Origin of the sequence: Natrinema sp. 74 (assembly GCF_046097095.1) — an archaeon.
In the GTDB taxonomy this organism is placed as follows: Archaea; Halobacteriota; Halobacteria; order Halobacteriales; family Natrialbaceae; genus Natrinema.
Genome location: NZ_CP175699.1, coordinates 560,127 through 577,801, shown reverse-complemented (window position 1 = coordinate 577,801; position 17,675 = coordinate 560,127). Strand labels below are relative to the sequence as shown.

The following is a 17,675-nucleotide window of genomic DNA, read 5'->3' as shown; positions in this document are numbered from 1 at the left end:
TGGCAGGCTACGCTACGGTATAGCGACGATAGCGTCGGATCGCATACCGATACGAGCCATACGATACGCCGACGGTCAACAGCAGGTACATACTGACGCTGACACCGAACACTAGTGTGAGAACCGAATGCCCTGCAACTGCGAACCAGGTCGCGAGCAATCCGAGGGCCGTACCGCCACCGACGACGAACAGATACACCATGAGTACGAGCGTCGATGGCACGACCGACTTGGTGCCCCAGAGTTCACGTTCCTCGTAGATCGGATACGCCGCGCCGATTCCGACCGCAAACAGCGCCGCGGCGAGACACGTACCAATTCCGGCCACCGCGAACGCGAGAGCGTACAGCGGTGGTGTTCCGAGGAGTATCGACGCGACCGGAGCGAGGGTCGCGACTGGAATCCCGACGGCGATACCCGCAAGCAGCCGTCCCCGGACGACGGTCTGTGGCTCCGTCTCCGTCAGCAAAAGCAACGGCAACTGCGGCCGATCGTCGCCAAGCGGGTTCAATCCGAACGTCGCTCCTGCGAGGTACGTTCCGAGCACGACACCGATTCCGGCGACGAGTTGGCCGAGTGCCTCGCCCGATGTCCCGGCGACTGTCGCGCCGAGCGGAGCGATGAAGAACACGACCATCTGGAGGTGGCTAAACTGCTGGGGCTGTCGGCCACCCCGAACGAGAAGCCCCCATGCGATGCGGCCTGCGCTGGTCCAGGCAAACGGCTGAGGTGCAGTGAACCCACCGTTCGACGTGGTTGCCCGCTGTGATTTGCGCTGGCTCGAGGCGGTAGAAAACCAGAGGGAGACGGCTTGTCGGGTCGCAACGGTGAGTCCAATCGGTGTCAGTGCGAGTAGCGTCACGAGCACTGCAATCGAAGACGCTGCTGTCGGTTGGGCGATCGGAGTTCCGACGAAGACGAGCGCGACGTAGTCGACGACAGGTTCGAAAGTGAACCCCGAGAGGACGCCCTGGATCGAGACGTTCTGCTCGGCTACAAAATAGCCAAGAAACTGCGAGACGACGACGAGACCGAGCACCACGATGGTCCCGCCGACTTTCAAAATCCGACGGACGCTGGGAAGCTGTCTCAAGAGTCGTAACACGCCGAGACCACCCGCGTAGCCCCAGACGGCAGTACAGCAGATCAGCGGGAGAGCGATGAGCCACGCTGTAACCACAAGCAGTGGTGATCCCAGCCCCAACGCGAACGCGATTGTGAGCGCGCCGATAGGAAGCCCGAACCACAGGAAGATCCGGCCGATCTCGGCCATAATGAGCCCGAGAACCACTGCTCGCGGATGGACAGTCATCAAGATCAGTTCCTCGGCTTCGATACTCCCTGCCCGTTCGAGTGTCTGGAGTATCGTGAGCAAAACGAGTACGACCGGAATGGCGGTCGCGGCTGGCCCGAAGAACGGAATCGCAGTGACCGAACGAGCAGTTCGACCGATCGCGTACGCCGCCGGGAGCGCAAAGATGAGATTCCCACCGAAAAACAAGATAATGATACCGAGTCCGACGAACCGACGCGTATCTCGAAGGTACTCTCGCAGGCTTCGAACGAATTCCGCGCGACTAATTCGAAGCCCGTGACGAATGTCCCGCTGGATCATCAGTTCTCCCCCGCCGTCGCTCCCGCCTCGTGCTCGCTGGTGACGGCGAGGAACGCATCCTCGAGCGACCCGCTTTCGCCCGTCTCCGAACGGGCCTGTACCTCCGCAGGCGTTCCTTCAGTTACCAGACTCCCGTCGAACAACACACCGACCTCGTCGGCGACGGCCTCGACGACCGGGAGGATGTGCGTCGACAGGAACACGGTCATCCCCGCGTCGGCAAAGGCGGTGATGGACTCGCGGATTGTCCGTGCTGCGCGGGGATCGAGGCCGGATGTCGGCTCGTCCAGAAACAGGACGTCCGGATCATGCAAGACGCTCTGGATGAACGCGGTCTTCTGTCGCATCCCCTTCGAGTACGCCTCGATCCGCTTGTCGGCGTCGTCGACCAGATCGAACTCGTCGAGATAGTCATCGATTCGGTCGCGGGCGATATCTTGTGGAATGTCTCGGAGATCGGCAACGTACTCGAGTTGTTCGCGGGCGCTGAACGCTTCGTAGAGCGGCGGCGTTTCGGGAAGGTAGCCGACGTGGGGGGCGAGTGCACGCCGGTCAGCCACGTCAACGCCACAGACATGGATGGTGCCGCTCGACGGTTGTGCGAGTCCGGTCAGGAGTCGCATCGTCGTCGTCTTTCCCGCACCGTTCGGGCCGAGAAACCCGTAGACGGTTCCGGTCGAAATCGAGAGTGAAACCCTTTCAATCGCCACCTCGGAGCCGTAGGTCTTTCGGAGGTCAGTCGCGTGGATAGCGAGGACTTCGTTGGTGGAATTCATCTCAATTAGCTATAATTGTCGAAACGATCTCCTATATGTTACGGAACTATCGAGTTGAATAGAGCTTACTGCCGCAGATTACACGAGCACCTCTCGTCTCGGATTCAGGTGGATGCTGAGCACAGTGATTGATTCCACGTACCACATATTGCGTCACACCGTCGGTTCGGTCTCGCCGTTTTCGGCGTAGTGGAGGGATGGCCAGACAACGGGCGGCCGGTTACGAAAGCGAAAATTTCGCGACCGCTCCATCGTCGAGATACGAGACGTAGGCCGAATTCGCAGCCGTGACCAGGGCGAACCGGCTGGCGGATTTCGGCTCGTGGGTCCACTTCGTCGCACCGGTCGATCGGTCAAGTGCGACGAGTTCTCGCTCTGCCGCGAGGAGAACCGTTTGTTCGAAGAGAGCGACATTCTCGATGTCAGGAACCGTCGAGACGGTCTTCCAGCGCCGCGTTCCGTCGGATTCGAAACAGTCGAGTCGGCCGTTGGTACCGCCATCAGGGTCGGCGACCCGACTCCCGACGAAGATGGCGTCGGCGCTCGGTTCGATGTGTCGGATCTGATAGCCGGTTGGCTGTTGCCAACGGACAGCCCCGGTCGCTCGGTCGAGGGCGAGGATTCCGGCTCGATCGCCGGCCTCGTAGGTGAGATACACCTGCGCTCCGAGAACGGGCCCGACTAGCGACTGGACGTCGTTTCGCGTCCGTTTCCACTGTCGCGTCCCGTCACCGATCTCGTACGCTGTGACGGTGGTGTCGTGGGAGGTCACAACAAGGTTCTCGTCGGCGACAATTCCCACGGAAGACGGGTGGGGATCGGTCTCCCACCGAACGCTCCCGTCAGCCAGCGACAGGACGGCGACGCGGAACCTGTCGCTGCCGGCTGGCACGGAAAGAGCGAGCCCAGCGGCCGTCAGGCCGGAGCGCCGATAGCGGCCCGTCGACGACGTAAATCGGACGTCTCCGGTCGCCGCGTCAAAGCCGCGAAGGCTCGAGTCACCAGACTCCAACCCGGTCTCGACGAGTAGCGAGCCCGACGTCGCGAGTTCGCCGTACTGGGAACTGCCTTCGTGACTCCACAGGCACTCGCCCGACGTATCGACTGCGTAGATATCGCCGTCGGTGCTCCGAACGTGGGCGAGACCGTCGCCCGCGGACGCAACGGGGCGAGCCGTTATCGGACCGCCCGTCTCGTACGTGAACGCCCGGTCGCCGTTGGTCGCGTCGAACGCGTACAGTTGCTTGTCCTGTGCACCGACGAGGAGGACGTCGTCGTTGACGGCCGGTGGACTGGCCGCACTCGCGTTCGACATCGTTCGTCGCCAGTCCGGCGACGGTCCACCGAACGACACCAGGTTCGAACAGCCGGCGACGGCGACAGCGCCGGCCGCGCCGATCGCCTGCAGGGCACGCCGGCGCGTACTCCATCGCTGATCGGCCGCCACCGCTGCCTGTTCGGTCACATCTCGCCGCGAGTCGCCGTCTCGACGCGGCGAGCGCTCACTCGGCATTGAGCACCTCCTGGGCGAGCCGGGCGAGTTGCCACTCCTGCCCGAGGTAGACGCCGTCGTCGGTCGCTACGGCCCACATGACCGATCCGCCCTCGAGGTAGCCCTCGAATCGATACTGTCGGATCTGCTCGCCAGCGGTATCGTGAACGTACAGAACAGTCGGCGAGGACGGCACAGTTCCGCCCGGTCCTCGGTGCCGGCCTGCACCTCCGACGAGCGTGACCAGTCTGTCACCGACGACGGTCGGACCGAACGTGACGGCGTTTGCCAGTTCCGTGCGCCATTGTCGGGTTCCGCTCGCTCGATCGAACGCGGCCAGATAGTAGTCTGCACCGCCGACGAACACCCGATCTCCGACGACTAACGGGCGCGTAAGCAGCGTGTTCTCCAAGGGGGCGCGCCACTGCTCGTCACCCGTTGCAACGTCGACGGCCAGCAGGTGTTCGGTCGGGCTGCCGACGTAGGCTGTGCCGTCGGCAATCGTCACGTCCGAAACGGGTGTGCCGAGATCGACGCGCCAATCCTCCGTCCCGTCGGCTGCGATCCGGCGGAGCGTTCCGTCCAGCAGTGACACGAGAACAGCAACACCGTCAGTGGCCGGCGCGCCCGCGAGAGACGACGCGAGGTCGTGATCGAACATGTGCTCGCCGGTGGCCCGGTCGAACGTCTCGAGTCTATCTGGGATATCGTCCTCGGTCCCCGAGACGGGGACGACGACCCGGTCACCGAGGGGGATCGGCGCGAACTGGACGACGCCCGGATCGGCCTCGTCGATCGGCGCTATCGGCACCTTCCATTCGACCTCGCCGCGCCGATAGTCGACGGCGAATGCCTCCGCGGCCTTCGTGAAACCGTACGCGAACGTTTTGTCGGTCCCGATCGGGGACTTGCGGCCCGTCTGCCCGGGAACGGTCCACAGTTCGTCGCCGGTCTCCGGGTCGCGGCCGCTCAGGACCGGGGTATCGTCGAACGGGCCCCGTGAGCCAACCACTAAGGGACCGTCGGACGGGGAGCTAACCGGCGTTGGTTCGTCAAAGTGGATCCGCCATCGCGTGGGCGCAGGGAGGGAATCGTCATCGCCGCTGAGAGCACTGCAGCCGCTGAAGCCGACAGCGAAGGCGGGGAGTACTTTCAATGTGTTTCTGCGGGTGAAGGAGGGCATTTATTCTTCAGTTCTACCAGACTTCCTTTAACCCCGCTATTTCACGTACTTCCGTCGACCGGACCGCTTCCGAAGAGTGGCCCTGCGCTGAATTTCGTGGCCGCCGCTCGAGTTGCGACCGGGAACGTCCACCGACCGTCCCGGCGATCGGTTCACCGTAGCGCGTACTGCCGGATACCGTCTGCTTCGCTGATGGCGACGCGGTCTTCGTCCTCGAGCAGGTCAAGATGGCCGATCACCTCGGACATCCCGGGGAAGACCTCCGTCGCCGGGAGATCGGGAAACAGCTCTTGCATGACCTCGTAGGCCGTCATCGGACCCGTCTCTCCGATCAGATCCGCGATTCGATTCTTTCGGCGGTGGTGATGGTCGAGAATCTCCTCGGCGCGACCGTTCAGGTCCGAAATCATCTCCCCGTGGCCGCCGTGGCCGACCTCGGCGTCGACCGCTTGGATCGTGTGTAACGAGTCGAGATACGTCGGGAGGCTTCGCGTCCGTTCGTCGTCGGTTCCTGGTGCGACCGTGAGAAGCGGGTTCGGAGAGATGTGCTGGAGCACGTGGTCACCGGTGAACGCGATCGGCTCCGTCTCACGGACGAAACACACGGATCCCGGGGCGTGGCCGGGCGTGTGGACGGCGGTCAGGTCGACACCGATATCGACAGTCTCGCCGTCTGTCAGTTCGCGGTCGACCGCGAGCGGCTCTTGATACTCCGTATACGCTTCGGGGAGCGTGACGGCGGTTTCGGCGATCTGCTCTGGCACGCCCATCGTCGTCAGAAACGGCTTGAAGAAGGTCCGCTCGCGGTCGAAGTGTGCGATCGGATCGGCGAGGGGCCTCGTCGCATCCCGGTGTGCGACGGTACGGGCATCGGACGCTTCGACGACCCGAGCAGCGAGTCCGAAGTGGTCCATGTGTGGGTGCGTAATGAGCACTCGGTCGACATCGGCGACGGCGAATCCCTGCGCGTTTAGTCCGGCTTCGAGTTCTTCGTACGCCGCCTCCGTCGACGGTCCGGGATCGAGTACCGTCAACTCGTCCGTAGCGAAGACATAGCAATTTACTCGTCCTACATCGAACGGCGTCGGAATCTCGAGCGTTTGCACAGCGTCCATACGTAGCCGTTCTCCCCCTCGAGGTAAAATCGATACGGCAATCTGTGCGCCCGACGGGTGGCCGGCGTGGTATCCGTGGATGTGACGGATCGATCGAATTGGTGTTCTACATCGAGATGACGTATTCTGTCCCGAAACAGCCGAAGCCATCTAGGCTTTTAAATAACTCCTCACGGTCGTCCCGAATTACGCGCTTAATCGTTCGAGCGAGCCATATAATTCCACCGATGGCGGCGGCCAACCAGATAAGCGGCCACACCACTCAAGGAGGAATACTATGAACGAAACCGAGAAAATTTGATAGAAATTTGGAGAAAAGTTCAGGCTGCCCCGAGAATAGAAATAATATAAATATAATTGAACAAATCCACTTACAGCCATGCAGAAACACAAACGTTCTTTATCGAAGGTGGTGGAATCGGCACGACCAAAGTTGAACTTGAGTACGGAACAGTTAACCTCAGAAAAACTCCATTAGTCGAAATGCGACATCTGAATCGATTCTATGACATGTTCGGGTGTTCCGTCGAAATCGAGAACAGTTCTTGCAGAATGGGTCTTGAGTAGGTGCTACAATAGACACAACCGATAGACTGATTCTCGATGTCGCAGTATTTGGATGATGAGGCACCGGTCCAGCCGTTGTGTTCCTGCATCGGTTGACTGCGAACCACGATCTTTCTGCGGCTAAGTTTTTAGTCGATAGCTACGGCTATCTGACTACCGTTTCCCGGTTAGGGTTGAGCAGTCAATTTGATCATGTCGACCGAAATTACAACGTACAATGGTTTTAGACCATCGAGACGCGAGTTGATCGCTTCCATACCTCACGTGTTGGCAGTCGGGCAAGCGCCGCGAATAGGTTGATTAGTTCGTACACTACTCCAACACACAGTGCAAGAAAAAGTAACAAAATAAACATAATTCGGCAGAGGTGCTAAACTAGACGGTGACACTTCGTTCATGCTATCGAATTTGTTCGATGATAATTAACTCACGACGAGTGTCGACCGTTTCAAATCGCACGTTCCGTATCTTGTCGTAGCGCCGTTGCATGGGAACACACAAGCGCTCGAGGGCGAACATACTGTCCTTGCAGACATCGAATCCCGAATCTCTTGATCGCTGACGCTTCTTTGGGCTATTAAATATTTTCTACATGGGTGGGAAATTACACCAGTACATATGTAATACTCAGCGCATGGTTTCTACCAGCTGTTTCCACACCGCATTCATCACACTTCTTCCTACTTATAGTTACCATGGTGCGTGTATACGACTGAAAGCGGCGGTTCGCGGGTCCTTTCGATTAGCCTGCTTTCTCCTAGTTCATCGGCAGGCTGCTGAAACCGAACGAATCGAGGCGATGGCGTTCCCCAGTTGGGAACGGTCTCCGGACGACTACGTTCCGTTCGACAAGATCATCCGAGGAACGGAGACAGACTGTCGATAGAGAGGAATATCAAAGTTGAGCAGCGAAGAGTCGAGGTCGACGGGCGCGGAGTGACAATGGCCGACAATCGAGAGACGATTCGAACGACCGCGTCGAGCGACGGCCGTAGCGGATCGCGGGCAGTGAGTGCGCAATCTCAACTTGTGTCCGGTAGTAGCCTTCTCCGTACTCGTTCTCCTGTAGCAAACAGGTTGTCACCTTGTGCTACGTCAAAAGAATCCCCGCTTCACTAATTAATTTTGGTGATTAGTAACGAATCCGTTCATAGATACGAATCATATAGTTACATTCTACACACCTTCGCGCCTTTGCTGACAATTGATAGATGATGGTGGTTGCAAAACCGATCAATCGAACTATCCGCTATCGGCAGCGGTTTTCCGATCAAAAATACCGTTCTCGGTCGGTATGGAGGCTCTCCGATTCCGACCGAGGCAGGGTTCGGCAACCGACCGGGAACTGGTATTCCCGGTAGGGGAACGATGCACCGATTACTGCTTCCTCGCTACATCGAAGTATCGTCAACGCTCGCCGCGCTCGGCCACCGCGCCCTCGAGCCGCCTCTTTTATGATCGGCGTATCAGGCCGTCAATGGTCGAAAAGGAGGAGGGCGGAATTTACGTGACCTGTGCCGGCGCTTCAAGCGCGCTACGCGTAGTGGAACTCGGTCCAGGCCCCTTCGATGAAGGGGTACTCCTCGATCACCTCGAGATCGATGTCGATGCCGAGGCCAGGCTCATCGGGCACGGTGAGCCGGCCGTTCTCGACCGGGGGCCGACCGTCGACGATGTCGAACGCGAGATCGAACGGATACATTCCGGGATCGCCCGAGGCGTCGACGAGTGGGTCGTTCTCGAAAATCGGGTACTCGACGAGGTCGACGTCGGGTGCGGCGGCGACGAGGTGTGCGTTCGCGAGTAGGCCAAGCCAGGTGCCGAAGTTGTGGGGGACGAACTCGATGTCTCGACCGCGGCAGTACTCGATAGCGCGGTGGCAGCCGGTGAATCCGCGGTGGTGACGGACGTCTCCCTGAAGGAAATCGACGGCACCGGTCTCGGCGAGCGCGAGCAGTCCGTCGGGAGACGACTCACTCTCGCCGCCTGCGAGTGTCGCTCCGGTCGCCGCGAGGCGCTCGTAACCCGCGTAGTCGTCCGGTGCGACCGGTTCTTCGATCCAGTACGCGCCCTGTTCGTCGGCGTAGGAGACGATCTCGTCGACGGTCTCGTCGTCGTACCCGTCTTCGAGTTTCCACCATGTGTGTGCGTCGAGCATCAGTTCGGTCTCGTCGAGCGCTTCCGAGACGCGGTCGATGGTCCGGCGGTCGGCGTCGGGACCGATCCCTGGCCTGTATTTGTAGCCGAAGAACCCGGCCTCTTCGACGTAGCCGGCCTGTTCTGCGAACTCCGCCGGCTCCATGTACATCCCGGAACTCGCGTAGAGCGGAAGCACGGTGGCCGGGGCAGGCGGGTCTTCGTATCGCTCGTGGAGGAGTTCGTACACCGGTGCACCGAGTTCCTTCCCGCGGATGTCGTGTAAGGCCACGTCAACCGCGGAGATCGCCTTCGTCTCGAGGCGGGCGGGGAGGGCCGTGGCCTCGATGCGTTCGTGGGCGTCCGTGATTTCGTCGATCTCCTCGCCTTCCAGCGCGTCGGCGACTTCGTTCTCGAGGACGTCGGCGAAGGTGCCGTGGGAATCTCCCTCGAAGTACTCTCGCATCGCGGAACTCGTTGCGCCCGCCGACGCGGCCCCGCGGAGTCCGTCTGCGGTCTCGACGACGGCGAGTACGACATCGCGTTTCAGCAAACGGCGAGTCCCGCCGTGGAAGTCTCGGTCTTGTGGCGGCTCGATCGGGGAGGAGAGCGCGAACCCTCTGACGTCTGTAATGTGCATATTTTGAGACCAAGCTGTGGTCACATAAATTCCCCGCCCCGTCTCGAGCGCTCGAGTCCGGCGTCGCGGAGCGCCTGTCACACCCCACCGGACGGCGTCTTTCGGTCGCCGACCGGCGTCGGAAGGGCGTCGAGGGAGTCGCCACGGAGCGCGCTGGCCAGCCGAACGAGCGCGAGCGGCGTCGGATCGTCGAGAACCGCCCGGCCCGACCCGTCGGTAAACAGGCCGTTCTCCCGGTCGTCCAGAAGGCGACCACCGACGCGGCCGGCGGCGTCGAGATACGAATCGTCGCCGCTGGCCCGGAACAGTTCGAGGAGCGCACAGACCAGCGCCGGTCCGACCGCATCGGGAGCCGGATCGACGTCGAGTGCCGGCCGCGCGTCGGGGTCGCCGATGTCGCCGAGTCCGAGACCGGCGGCGATGTCTCGCGCCGTCGCGTAGCACACGTCATCGCCGCTCGCTCGATACGCGCGAGCGTACGTCCAGAGGAAGTCCGGGCCGGCCTCGATCGGGCCGATGACCCGTCCCTTCGGACCGAAATAGCCCTCTCGGCGGACGACGAACCCCTCGAGACTCAACCCGTCGGTGAGCATCGGTTCGAACTCGTTTTCGACCGGCTGATAGGCGGCCTCGCGCCATGCCCGGAGTTCCTCGAGCGCCCATCGGGCGAACGGTGCGCCGCGCTCGCCCAATCGGGCTGCCAGCGCGAACTGCTGGCGCTGTACGATCGGACGGGGGCGAAACAGCGTGCCCTCGAAGACGCGGTGATCGCCGTGGATGTACGGTGCGAACTGATACTGCGCCCGGTCGCCCCGGATGTCGGGGCCGTTGCAGTAACTCGCGTGTTGGCTGAACTGGTAGCCGCTGATTCCGGGCTCCTGTCTCGTCTCGACATACCGCCGTGCGAGCCGCTTCGACCACGTCAGGGGGTCGTCCGCACCGGTGAAATCGGCGAGGAGTCCGGCCGCGTAGTAGAGATCGCTGCCGGTATTGACGAAGGTGAGCCCGTCGCCCCAGAAGAACACGTCGCCGCCCTCGTACTCGTGATCCCAGAGGTCCCCCATCGGCTCGTTCCAGCCGCCGTGACGGTTGAAATCGAGAGCTGCCCAGTCGAGTACGTGGGCGTTCCAGAACGCCTCGACGAACTGCCGGGTAGCCTCGGGGGCCACGTCGTAGAGATACTCGTAGAACGGGTACTCGCACTTGAGTTCGTGGTCGCTCTTGCCGACGACGACCGCGTCGGCCTCGAGATCGTAGGCGGCGTGTCCGCCCCAGTACGGCAGGCCGGCGTCGTCGGTGACATGTTCGAACGTCCAGGCGGTGAGCTCGTCGGCGGTCAAACGATACGTTCCGTCACCGGTAACCTCGCTCAGACCGACGAGCGCGCGGAGAAACGACTGCTGGAGGGCGAAATTCGAGAGTCGGCCGTCGGCGACGTCGCGGCCGTCGTACGCGATACCGGTCAGCGTCGTCGCATCGAGCGCGTCGACGAGGAGCGGCGTCCGTTCGTCGCCGTAGTCGTCGCGGGCGTGTTCGAGAACCGTGTCGACGTGAGTCCGCACGCCGTCGATGATTTCGCTCGCGGAAGGAGCAGCCATACGGTCTCGTTACTCACAGCGGGCCTTGTGTGTTCGGGCGTCGGTGACACATCCGGCGTCGCTAATTGGGAGCGGTGCCGGTGACGTGTGTCGCCCGGATTCGTTGCTGTCGCGTGCCGTATTCCTCTTTTTGGCTCGCGTTCTCAATCGAGAGGCAGTGGACGTCCGTCGAAGTCGCCGCCGACCACCGTATCGAACCAGTGCTCGAGAGCGGACGCACTCCGGCCGTCGACATCTGGCCGTCCGAGACCGAACCGGTGTCGAACCGTTGGCTGACAGTTCGCCCGTGATCGTCACAACGCTTATTCGTATACTGCTGAAACGAAGCGGCATGGCATCCGAGGCTGTCATCGACGTGCAGCAACGCGGAGCAGCGGGCGACGGCGATCAGCGGGATACCGACGTACTCCAGTCGGCACTCGACGAGGCCGCTGCGAGCGGCGGAACGGTTCGGCTCCCGCCCGGAGAGTACGTGACCGCGCCGCTGGTCGTGGGCGACGACACGACGCTCCAGATAGACGCCGGCGCGACGCTCCTGTTCGTCCGTGACTACGAGGCCTTCTCGAGCACCGAGAGCCGCTGGGAGGGATGGGACCAGGTCGGCTTCCACCCGTGTCTTCGGATATTCGAGGCCGAGAACGTGGAGATCACCGGTCGTGGAACGATCGACGGACAAGGCGACTACTGGTGGCAGTTTTACGAAGCCGACGATGCGGAACTTCCCGATGGGCTCGTAGAGCGACTGGCCGAGTTCGGCGAGCGAAACAAGAAGGAAGACGACGTGAGCAGTTTCACGCTCCGGCCGCCGCTGTGTCAGGTATACGACAGCAAAAACGTCTCCGTCTCCGGCGTGACGCTGCGGCGCTCGCCGTTCTGGAACACGCACGTCGTCTACTCCGACAACGTCACCCTCCACGACGTGAACGTGGTAAACCCTGCGGACGCGCCGAACGGTGACGGCATCGATATCGACTCCTCACAGCACGTCCGTATCAGCGACACGTACATCAACGCGGGTGATGACGCGATCTGTATCAAGTCCGGAAAGAACGAGGAGGGTCGCGAGGTCGGCGTCCCCGCCGCCCAGATCACCGTCACGAACTGTACCGTCGAGGCCGGCCACGGCGGCGTCGTTATCGGAAGCGAAATGTCCGGCGACGTACGCGACGTGACGGTCTCGAACTGCACGTTCACCGATACTGACCGCGGCATTCGAATCAAAACCCAGCGCGACCGGGGTGCCGTCGTCGAGGACCTCCGCTTTGATACCATCGTCATGCGCCACGTCGCGTGTCCGTTCGTCGTCAACGGCTACTACTTCATGGACATCGACAGCGACCGAATCCCCGTCGACGAGGGAACGCCGATGGTCCGGAACGTACACTTCCAGAACATCACGGCCCGCGACGTGGAAAGTGCGGCCTTCCTCGCCGGCCTCCCCGAACAACGCTTCGCCAACATCAGTTTCGAGAACGTCGCGATCGACGCGACGCGAGACCTCGACGCCTCCGGGCTGCGCCCCGCGATGGCGAGCAACTACGAACAGCGCCACGGCCTGTTCTGTAAATCAATCGGCGATATCTCCCTTCACAACGTCGCGATCACGACTTCCGAGGGGCCGGCGCTGACGTTCGAGGAGACCGATTCCGTGACCGTCGACGGACTCGACGTATCGGACGTCTCCGGCCCGGCCGTCGTTACGAACGACGTGGCCCGAACGATCGTTCGCGGCTGCGACGGAGCGACCGCGCCCAAGCCGTTCCTTGAGGCACGCGGCAGCGGCGTCGTCTCGCTGGCGGGTAATCACGGCTCACTCGCCGACAGGATCGACGCCGGAGACGGCGTCGTCGTGGACGAGAACTGAGCGAGGCGGATACATCGATCCTGGGAGCAAACAACTATTTCCGTTTGGTTGTCAGTGTATCTCGTAATGGCTGGAAATTCAGACGCAGTAACCGAAGACACGGACACGATCGCCGTCGGTGTAGCGGGCGTCGGCAGTCTCGGTCGACGGCTCGCGGAACAGTTCGTCGAACTGGACGGCGCGGAACTCGTCGCGCTCGAGGACGTAAGCGAGGCGACGGTGGCCGAGGCCGGCGATGAACTCGGCGTTCCGGAGACGGCCCAGTACACCGAGTACGAGCGGCTGCTCGACGACGAGCGACTCGACGCGGTCGGTATCGCGACGCCCAACGGCCTCCACTACGAGCAGACGATGGCGGCCCTGGAGGCGGACCTCCACGTGCTCTGTGAGAAACCCCTCGCTACGAACGTCGAAGACGCCTACCGCGTAACCCGACGCGCCGAGGAAAGCGACACCGTCGTCATGGTCGGCTACCAGCGACATGTCAATCCCGCCTACCACGTGGCACGGGACCGTTGGGCGCTCGGCGACCGAGAGCCCCGCTTCATCACCGGGGAAATTACCCACGACTGGCAGTCCTACTACGAGAACATGGACGACTGGCGGATGGACCCGGAACTCAGCGGCGGCGGCCATCTGCTAAACGTCGGCACGCACGTCATCGACGCCATCCTCTGGACGACGGGCTTGAAGCCGACCGAGGTCAACGCGAACGTCCAGTTCCACGACGACGAGCAGCTATTCGACACGCAGTCCACCGTCAACATCGAGTTCGAAAACGGTGCGGTGGCGAACGTCTCCGACACGGGCATCGTCGCGCGAACGCGCGAACACGTCCACATCTGGGACGAGGAAGGAGCCGTCTATCTCGAGGGTCGCGAGTGGGACGACCGGACCGGTCACACGATCGACAGCGAGGGAACGGAACACGACCCGCACTTCGAGTATACCCGTTGGCTGAGCAAGGGGAGCGCGTTCCTCGAGGCCATCGACGAGGGAACCGAGCCGCCCGCGACGGTGTCCGACGGGCTGAAGGCGGTGGTCGTGACGATGGCCGCCTACGAGTCCGGTCGTCGGGCGGAACGCATTGAAATCGACAAGGAGTACCCCTTCCTCGAGGGCGTCTTCGAATAGCGATCGTTCCCCACGAGACGGAGCGAACGGACCGGCAGAGATCCGCGACGGCGTGGCGCTCGAAGCGCAGGGCAACGATGTTTACGGCGTTGCTGGTCGTCGCAGTGCTTGCAGCCCTACTGCAAGGGGCGACAGCGACGACTTCGACGACACGCCGGGCTTTGGCATCCCCGCCGCAGTGATGGAGGTGTTTCCCGTCGATCCCCCGTACCGCCGCGACTGACGGGGCATCGAGCCGTCGAATCTTTTTTACGGGCGGTTGGAATGGAACGTGATAGCGCCATTCAGAGGCGTAACGAACATGACGGACGACACGGAGGCGAACGACGAACTGGAGCATCGGTCGGCGAACGCGGACGACATCGTGGTCGCGAAAGACGGCGGCGATTACGAGACGATACAGGCGGCTATCGACGCGATTCCCAATTGGAACAAATCGAGAACTGTCGTTCGGATCGAGGCAGGTCGGTACGAGGAGAAACTCGTCCTTCCGGAGTCGAAGACAAACGTCACGTTCGTCGGAGCCGGACCTGAGAAGACGGTGCTGACGTACGACGACCACGCAGACAAGACCGACGAGAACGGCGAGGAGATCGGGACGACGGGATCCGCGAGTGTCTTCGTCAACGGCGACGGATTCACCGCGAGGAATGTCACGTTCGAGAACGACGCCGATCACGTCGCACAGGCCGTCGCCGTTCGGGTAGACGCCGACCGGGCCGTCTTCGAGAACTGTCGGTTCCTCGGCTGGCAGGACACCCTCTATACGTACGGTGCGGACACTCGCCAGTACTACCGCGATTGCGACATCGAGGGGCGCGTCGATTTCATCTTCGGCTGGGCGACGGCCGTCTTCGAGGACTGCGAGATCCGCTGCGTCGGCGAGAAGGGGTACGTCACGGCCGCTTCGACGCCCGAAGAGTCCGACTACGGCTACGTGTTCGTAAATTGTGCGGTGACCGGCGACGCGCCGGCCGATTCCTTCTATCTCGGTCGCCCGTGGCGACCGTACGCACAGACCGCGTTCCTGCACTGCTATCTCGGAGACCACATCAGACCCGAGGGATGGCACAACTGGCACGAGCCCGATAACGAGGAGACGGCGACGTACGTCGAGTACGACAACAGCGGTCCCGGCTCCGCCCCCGAAAAGCGCGTCGAGTGGGCCGACCGGCTCACGGACGCGGCGGCGGCCGAGCACGCCTCGCTGGAGACGGTGTTCGATGGCTGGAACCCGACGGAACGGCTCGAGGACGCGACCTGAGTCGCTTCGGGACTTCGACCGCGCGGCGTCTCGGCACGCATCGCGGCGGTGCGGAGCACTCACGAAGCAATCGTGTCCACCGGAGAGGAGATCGTATCGAAGCAAGCGACCAACCCGTAATTATATATGTATTTACATCTCAAAGGGAACCATGCCAGAGTCTAACAACTGGCGAAGCCACACGAGTAGACGAGACGTACTCCGATATGGCGTGGCAGGTGCGGTCACCGCCGCTGCCGGATGTATCGGTGGGGGATCGAATAGCACCGGCGCATCGTTTAACGTATTCGACCCGACGACCAGCAGAACGTCGCCGACGAACCGCCATCTGAACCCGTGGAATCCCACGCAGAGCGGTTGCTGGCATCCCGGCGCGAATATCTTCGACCGCGCGGTCGTCCACAGCCCCGCGACGAACGAGGGGTATCCGATCGTCGCCCAGGAGTGGGGGATGGTCGATGACACGACGATGGAGTTCCGCCTCAGCGACGCATTCACGTGGCACAACGGCGATTCCCTCACCGCGAAGGACTGGGCGCTCCAGTTCGACATCGCGCTCGGCCTCCTCGCGGCGCAGGCGGAAGACGGCGCGCGCCCGCATCCGCTCGTCGAATCCGCCGAAGCAGTCGACGACACGACGCTTCGCGTCAGTTTCCACGACGCGCTTGACGAGAGCTGGGCGCTCCAGAACGCCACCGCCGGCCTCGCCGGCCGCGAGGGGCGAGGGATTTTCACGAAAAGCGGCGAGGAACCCTGGGAAGGGTGGCGAACCCGCCTCGAGGAGGGCGACGGCTCCATCGTCGAGGAGATTACGACGAGCAGCAAGCCGGCGCTCAGCAAGGACACCGTCGGCAACGGCGTGTTCCAGATTACCGAACTCGGGGACACCTCTATCGTCATGAACGTGTACGAAGACCACCCGAACTCCGGCAATATCGATCTCGAGGAGTTCACGCTCGATCTCTACGAGAGCGGGAAGCCGACACAGCCGTACTCCGCACAGGAGGTCGACGCCGCACACAGCGGGTTCCCGGTTGCGGATGACCTTCGCAGGCAGATGCCACAGGGACATACCCTGTTCCGCGAGACGCTCTCTGCGAACAGGCTGTTTGCGTTCAATTGCGGTCACGGACACAATCACGACACGCCGTTTTCGGACCGTCGGGTTCGGCAAGCGGTCTGTCACGTATTCGATCGCGAGAAACTGCCGCAACTCCTCCAGGGCGTGAATCGACCCTTTAACTGGGCGCCGTGTCGCGTTCCCGGAAATATCCTCGAAGAGGGGTCCCACGATGCGGCCGACTGGGTACAGGACTTTACCCTCTACGGCCAGAACGATACCGAACGCGCGACGGAACTACTCAACGACGCAGGCTACCAGCGGGACGATGGAAACTGGTATCGGCCGAACGGAGACCGCTTCGAAATCAACTGGATGAACGGTGTCAAACGTCAGGATCACCAAATCCTCCAGAAGAATCTCAAGGACTTCGGCATCGCTATCAAGCAAAATCAGGTCGACGATGCGACGCTCGACGAGCGGCGGACGTCTGGGGACTATCACATCATGCCTGACGGGTCGTCCGCGAACGGCATTACGGCGATGTGGACACTCGACCTCGTGCCGAACTGGATCCAATCGATCACCCACTTCGAGCCCGAGACCGAGGTGCCGATGCCGGTCGGCGATCCAGATGGGGGAGACGGCATGCAGACGATTAACGTCGAGGAGCATATCCGCCAATGGCAGTCCACGGGCGATCCGCAGTACCACAAGGAACTCATGTGGTGGTGGAACCAGGAACTCCCCGAGATGGAAGCGATGTACCAGCCCGACGCCGGCGCGTACGACAGCGGTAACTGGGAGATCGACTCACAGAAGGCGGTCCTCGACGGGGTAGACGACGCGTTATACGTCACTCCCAAGATGAAAGACGGAACGATCCGATACGTCGGCGACGAGTAGCCGGTCGACGCCGCAGTCGACCGTGCTTCGTCTACTAGTTTAATTAACGTGTGTCAGTATGTGCGGATATGGGATTCTTACAATCGATGGCACAGATCGTTCTCGCGACGGCCGTCCTGTTCGCCCTGTTGCTCGTCTTCTCGCTGCTTGCTGGCGAGCCAGGGACGGGACCGTACGTCACCGCACAACTCACGCTCGTTCCGGTCGTACTCAGTCTCATCACGAGTATCCTCGTGATCTACACCGGATGGGATCCGTTCTAGCGCGGTTGTACTGCAAGTTCTCTCCCGCCGCTGACGTCCAGTGGTCGTTCGCTTCCTGAAAA

12 protein-coding genes and 1 pseudogene are annotated in these 17,675 nt (G+C 61.9%); 6 read left to right on the top strand and 7 right to left on the bottom strand.

The window, feature by feature from the left end; genetic code table 11:
• Window positions 1-7: 7 nt before the first annotated feature.
• The 5 genes from ACJ70B_RS20530 to ACJ70B_RS20510 all read right to left on the bottom strand — a co-directional run bounded on the left by ACJ70B_RS20530 (window position 8) and on the right by ACJ70B_RS20510 (window position 6,181).
• Window positions 8-1,618, bottom strand: coding sequence for a hypothetical protein (locus tag ACJ70B_RS20530; protein ID WP_408960706.1), 1,611 nt, complete (start codon window positions 1,616-1,618; stop codon window positions 8-10).
• Window positions 1,615-2,391 carry an ABC transporter ATP-binding protein gene (locus ACJ70B_RS20525; protein ID WP_408960294.1) on the bottom strand — a complete coding sequence of 259 codons (777 nt, stop codon included), beginning with the start codon at window positions 2,389-2,391 and terminating at the stop codon, window positions 1,615-1,617. Before ACJ70B_RS20525 ends, ACJ70B_RS20530 begins: the two co-directional genes overlap by 4 nt.
• Window positions 2,392-2,611: 220 nt before the next feature.
• The gene (locus tag ACJ70B_RS20520) at window positions 2,612-3,904 is read right to left on the bottom strand and encodes a PQQ-binding-like beta-propeller repeat protein (RefSeq protein WP_408960293.1); all 1,293 of its coding nucleotides are present in this window, start codon (window positions 3,902-3,904) and stop codon (window positions 2,612-2,614) included.
• Window positions 3,894-4,895 (bottom strand): PQQ-binding-like beta-propeller repeat protein, encoded by a 1,002-nt coding sequence (locus ACJ70B_RS20515; protein ID WP_408960292.1) that lies wholly within the window; start codon window positions 4,893-4,895, stop codon window positions 3,894-3,896. The genes ACJ70B_RS20520 and ACJ70B_RS20515 overlap by 11 nt, the downstream gene beginning before the upstream one ends.
• A gap of 323 nt (window positions 4,896-5,218) precedes the next feature.
• On the bottom strand, window positions 5,219-6,181 hold the full coding sequence (locus ACJ70B_RS20510) for an MBL fold metallo-hydrolase (RefSeq protein ID WP_408960291.1): 963 nt from the start codon (window positions 6,179-6,181) through the stop codon (window positions 5,219-5,221).
• Window positions 6,182-6,744: 563 nt separating this feature from the next.
• On the opposite strand from ACJ70B_RS20510, the pseudogene ACJ70B_RS20505 reads away from it, so the two are divergent.
• Window positions 6,745-7,091: pseudogene (locus tag ACJ70B_RS20505) on the top strand (IS6 family transposase); the annotation flags it as partial.
• A gap of 1,191 nt (window positions 7,092-8,282) precedes the next feature.
• On the opposite strand, the gene ACJ70B_RS20500 reads toward ACJ70B_RS20505, so the two are convergent.
• Entirely contained in the window at window positions 8,283-9,524 is a 1,242-nt protein-coding gene (locus ACJ70B_RS20500) for a mandelate racemase/muconate lactonizing enzyme family protein (protein ID WP_408960290.1), read from the bottom strand.
• Between the two features lie 77 nt (window positions 9,525-9,601).
• Window positions 9,602-11,122, bottom strand: coding sequence for a pectate lyase (locus tag ACJ70B_RS20495; RefSeq protein ID WP_408960289.1), 1,521 nt, complete (start codon window positions 11,120-11,122; stop codon window positions 9,602-9,604).
• A 331-nt stretch (window positions 11,123-11,453) separates the two neighbouring features.
• Here ACJ70B_RS20495 and ACJ70B_RS20490 point away from each other — a divergent pair, with 331 nt between their 5' ends.
• The 5 genes from ACJ70B_RS20490 (at window position 11,454) to ACJ70B_RS20470 (ending at window position 17,613) form a co-directional block, all read left to right on the top strand.
• Window positions 11,454-12,986 carry a glycoside hydrolase family 28 protein gene (locus ACJ70B_RS20490; RefSeq protein ID WP_408960288.1) on the top strand — a complete coding sequence of 511 codons (1,533 nt, stop codon included), beginning with the start codon at window positions 11,454-11,456 and terminating at the stop codon, window positions 12,984-12,986.
• Between the two features lie 66 nt (window positions 12,987-13,052).
• Window positions 13,053-14,120, top strand: coding sequence for a Gfo/Idh/MocA family protein (locus tag ACJ70B_RS20485; RefSeq protein ID WP_408960287.1), 1,068 nt, complete (start codon window positions 13,053-13,055; stop codon window positions 14,118-14,120).
• Between the two features lie 301 nt (window positions 14,121-14,421).
• Window positions 14,422-15,384 carry a pectinesterase family protein gene (locus ACJ70B_RS20480; RefSeq protein WP_408960286.1) on the top strand — a complete coding sequence of 321 codons (963 nt, stop codon included), beginning with the start codon at window positions 14,422-14,424 and terminating at the stop codon, window positions 15,382-15,384.
• Window positions 15,385-15,535: 151 nt separating this feature from the next.
• Window positions 15,536-17,350, top strand: a complete 1,815-nt coding sequence (locus ACJ70B_RS20475; RefSeq protein ID WP_408960285.1) for an ABC transporter substrate-binding protein — start codon at window positions 15,536-15,538, stop codon at window positions 17,348-17,350.
• Window positions 17,351-17,418: 68 nt separating this feature from the next.
• Entirely contained in the window at window positions 17,419-17,613 is a 195-nt protein-coding gene (locus tag ACJ70B_RS20470) for a hypothetical protein (RefSeq protein ID WP_408960284.1), read from the top strand.
• Window positions 17,614-17,675 lie beyond the last annotated feature (62 nt).

Bases quoted from the DNA above. Each gene is read 5' to 3' on its own strand.
- ACJ70B_RS20525 (WP_408960294.1), bottom strand. From the start codon at position 2,391: ATGAATTCCACCAACGAAGTCCTCGCTATCCACGCGACTGACCTCCGA.
- ACJ70B_RS20490 (WP_408960288.1), top strand. From the start codon at position 11,454: ATGGCATCCGAGGCTGTCATCGACGTGCAGCAACGCGGAGCAGCGGGC.
- ACJ70B_RS20500 (WP_408960290.1), bottom strand. From the start codon at position 9,524: ATGCACATTACAGACGTCAGAGGGTTCGCGCTCTCCTCCCCGATCGAG.
- ACJ70B_RS20480 (WP_408960286.1), top strand. From the start codon at position 14,422: ATGACGGACGACACGGAGGCGAACGACGAACTGGAGCATCGGTCGGCG.
- ACJ70B_RS20520 (WP_408960293.1), bottom strand. From the start codon at position 3,904: ATGCCGAGTGAGCGCTCGCCGCGTCGAGACGGCGACTCGCGGCGAGAT.
- ACJ70B_RS20485 (WP_408960287.1), top strand. From the start codon at position 13,053: ATGGCTGGAAATTCAGACGCAGTAACCGAAGACACGGACACGATCGCC.
- ACJ70B_RS20495 (WP_408960289.1), bottom strand. From the start codon at position 11,122: ATGGCTGCTCCTTCCGCGAGCGAAATCATCGACGGCGTGCGGACTCAC.
- ACJ70B_RS20510 (WP_408960291.1), bottom strand. From the start codon at position 6,181: ATGGACGCTGTGCAAACGCTCGAGATTCCGACGCCGTTCGATGTAGGA.
- ACJ70B_RS20470 (WP_408960284.1), top strand. From the start codon at position 17,419: ATGGGATTCTTACAATCGATGGCACAGATCGTTCTCGCGACGGCCGTC.
- ACJ70B_RS20475 (WP_408960285.1), top strand. From the start codon at position 15,536: ATGCCAGAGTCTAACAACTGGCGAAGCCACACGAGTAGACGAGACGTA.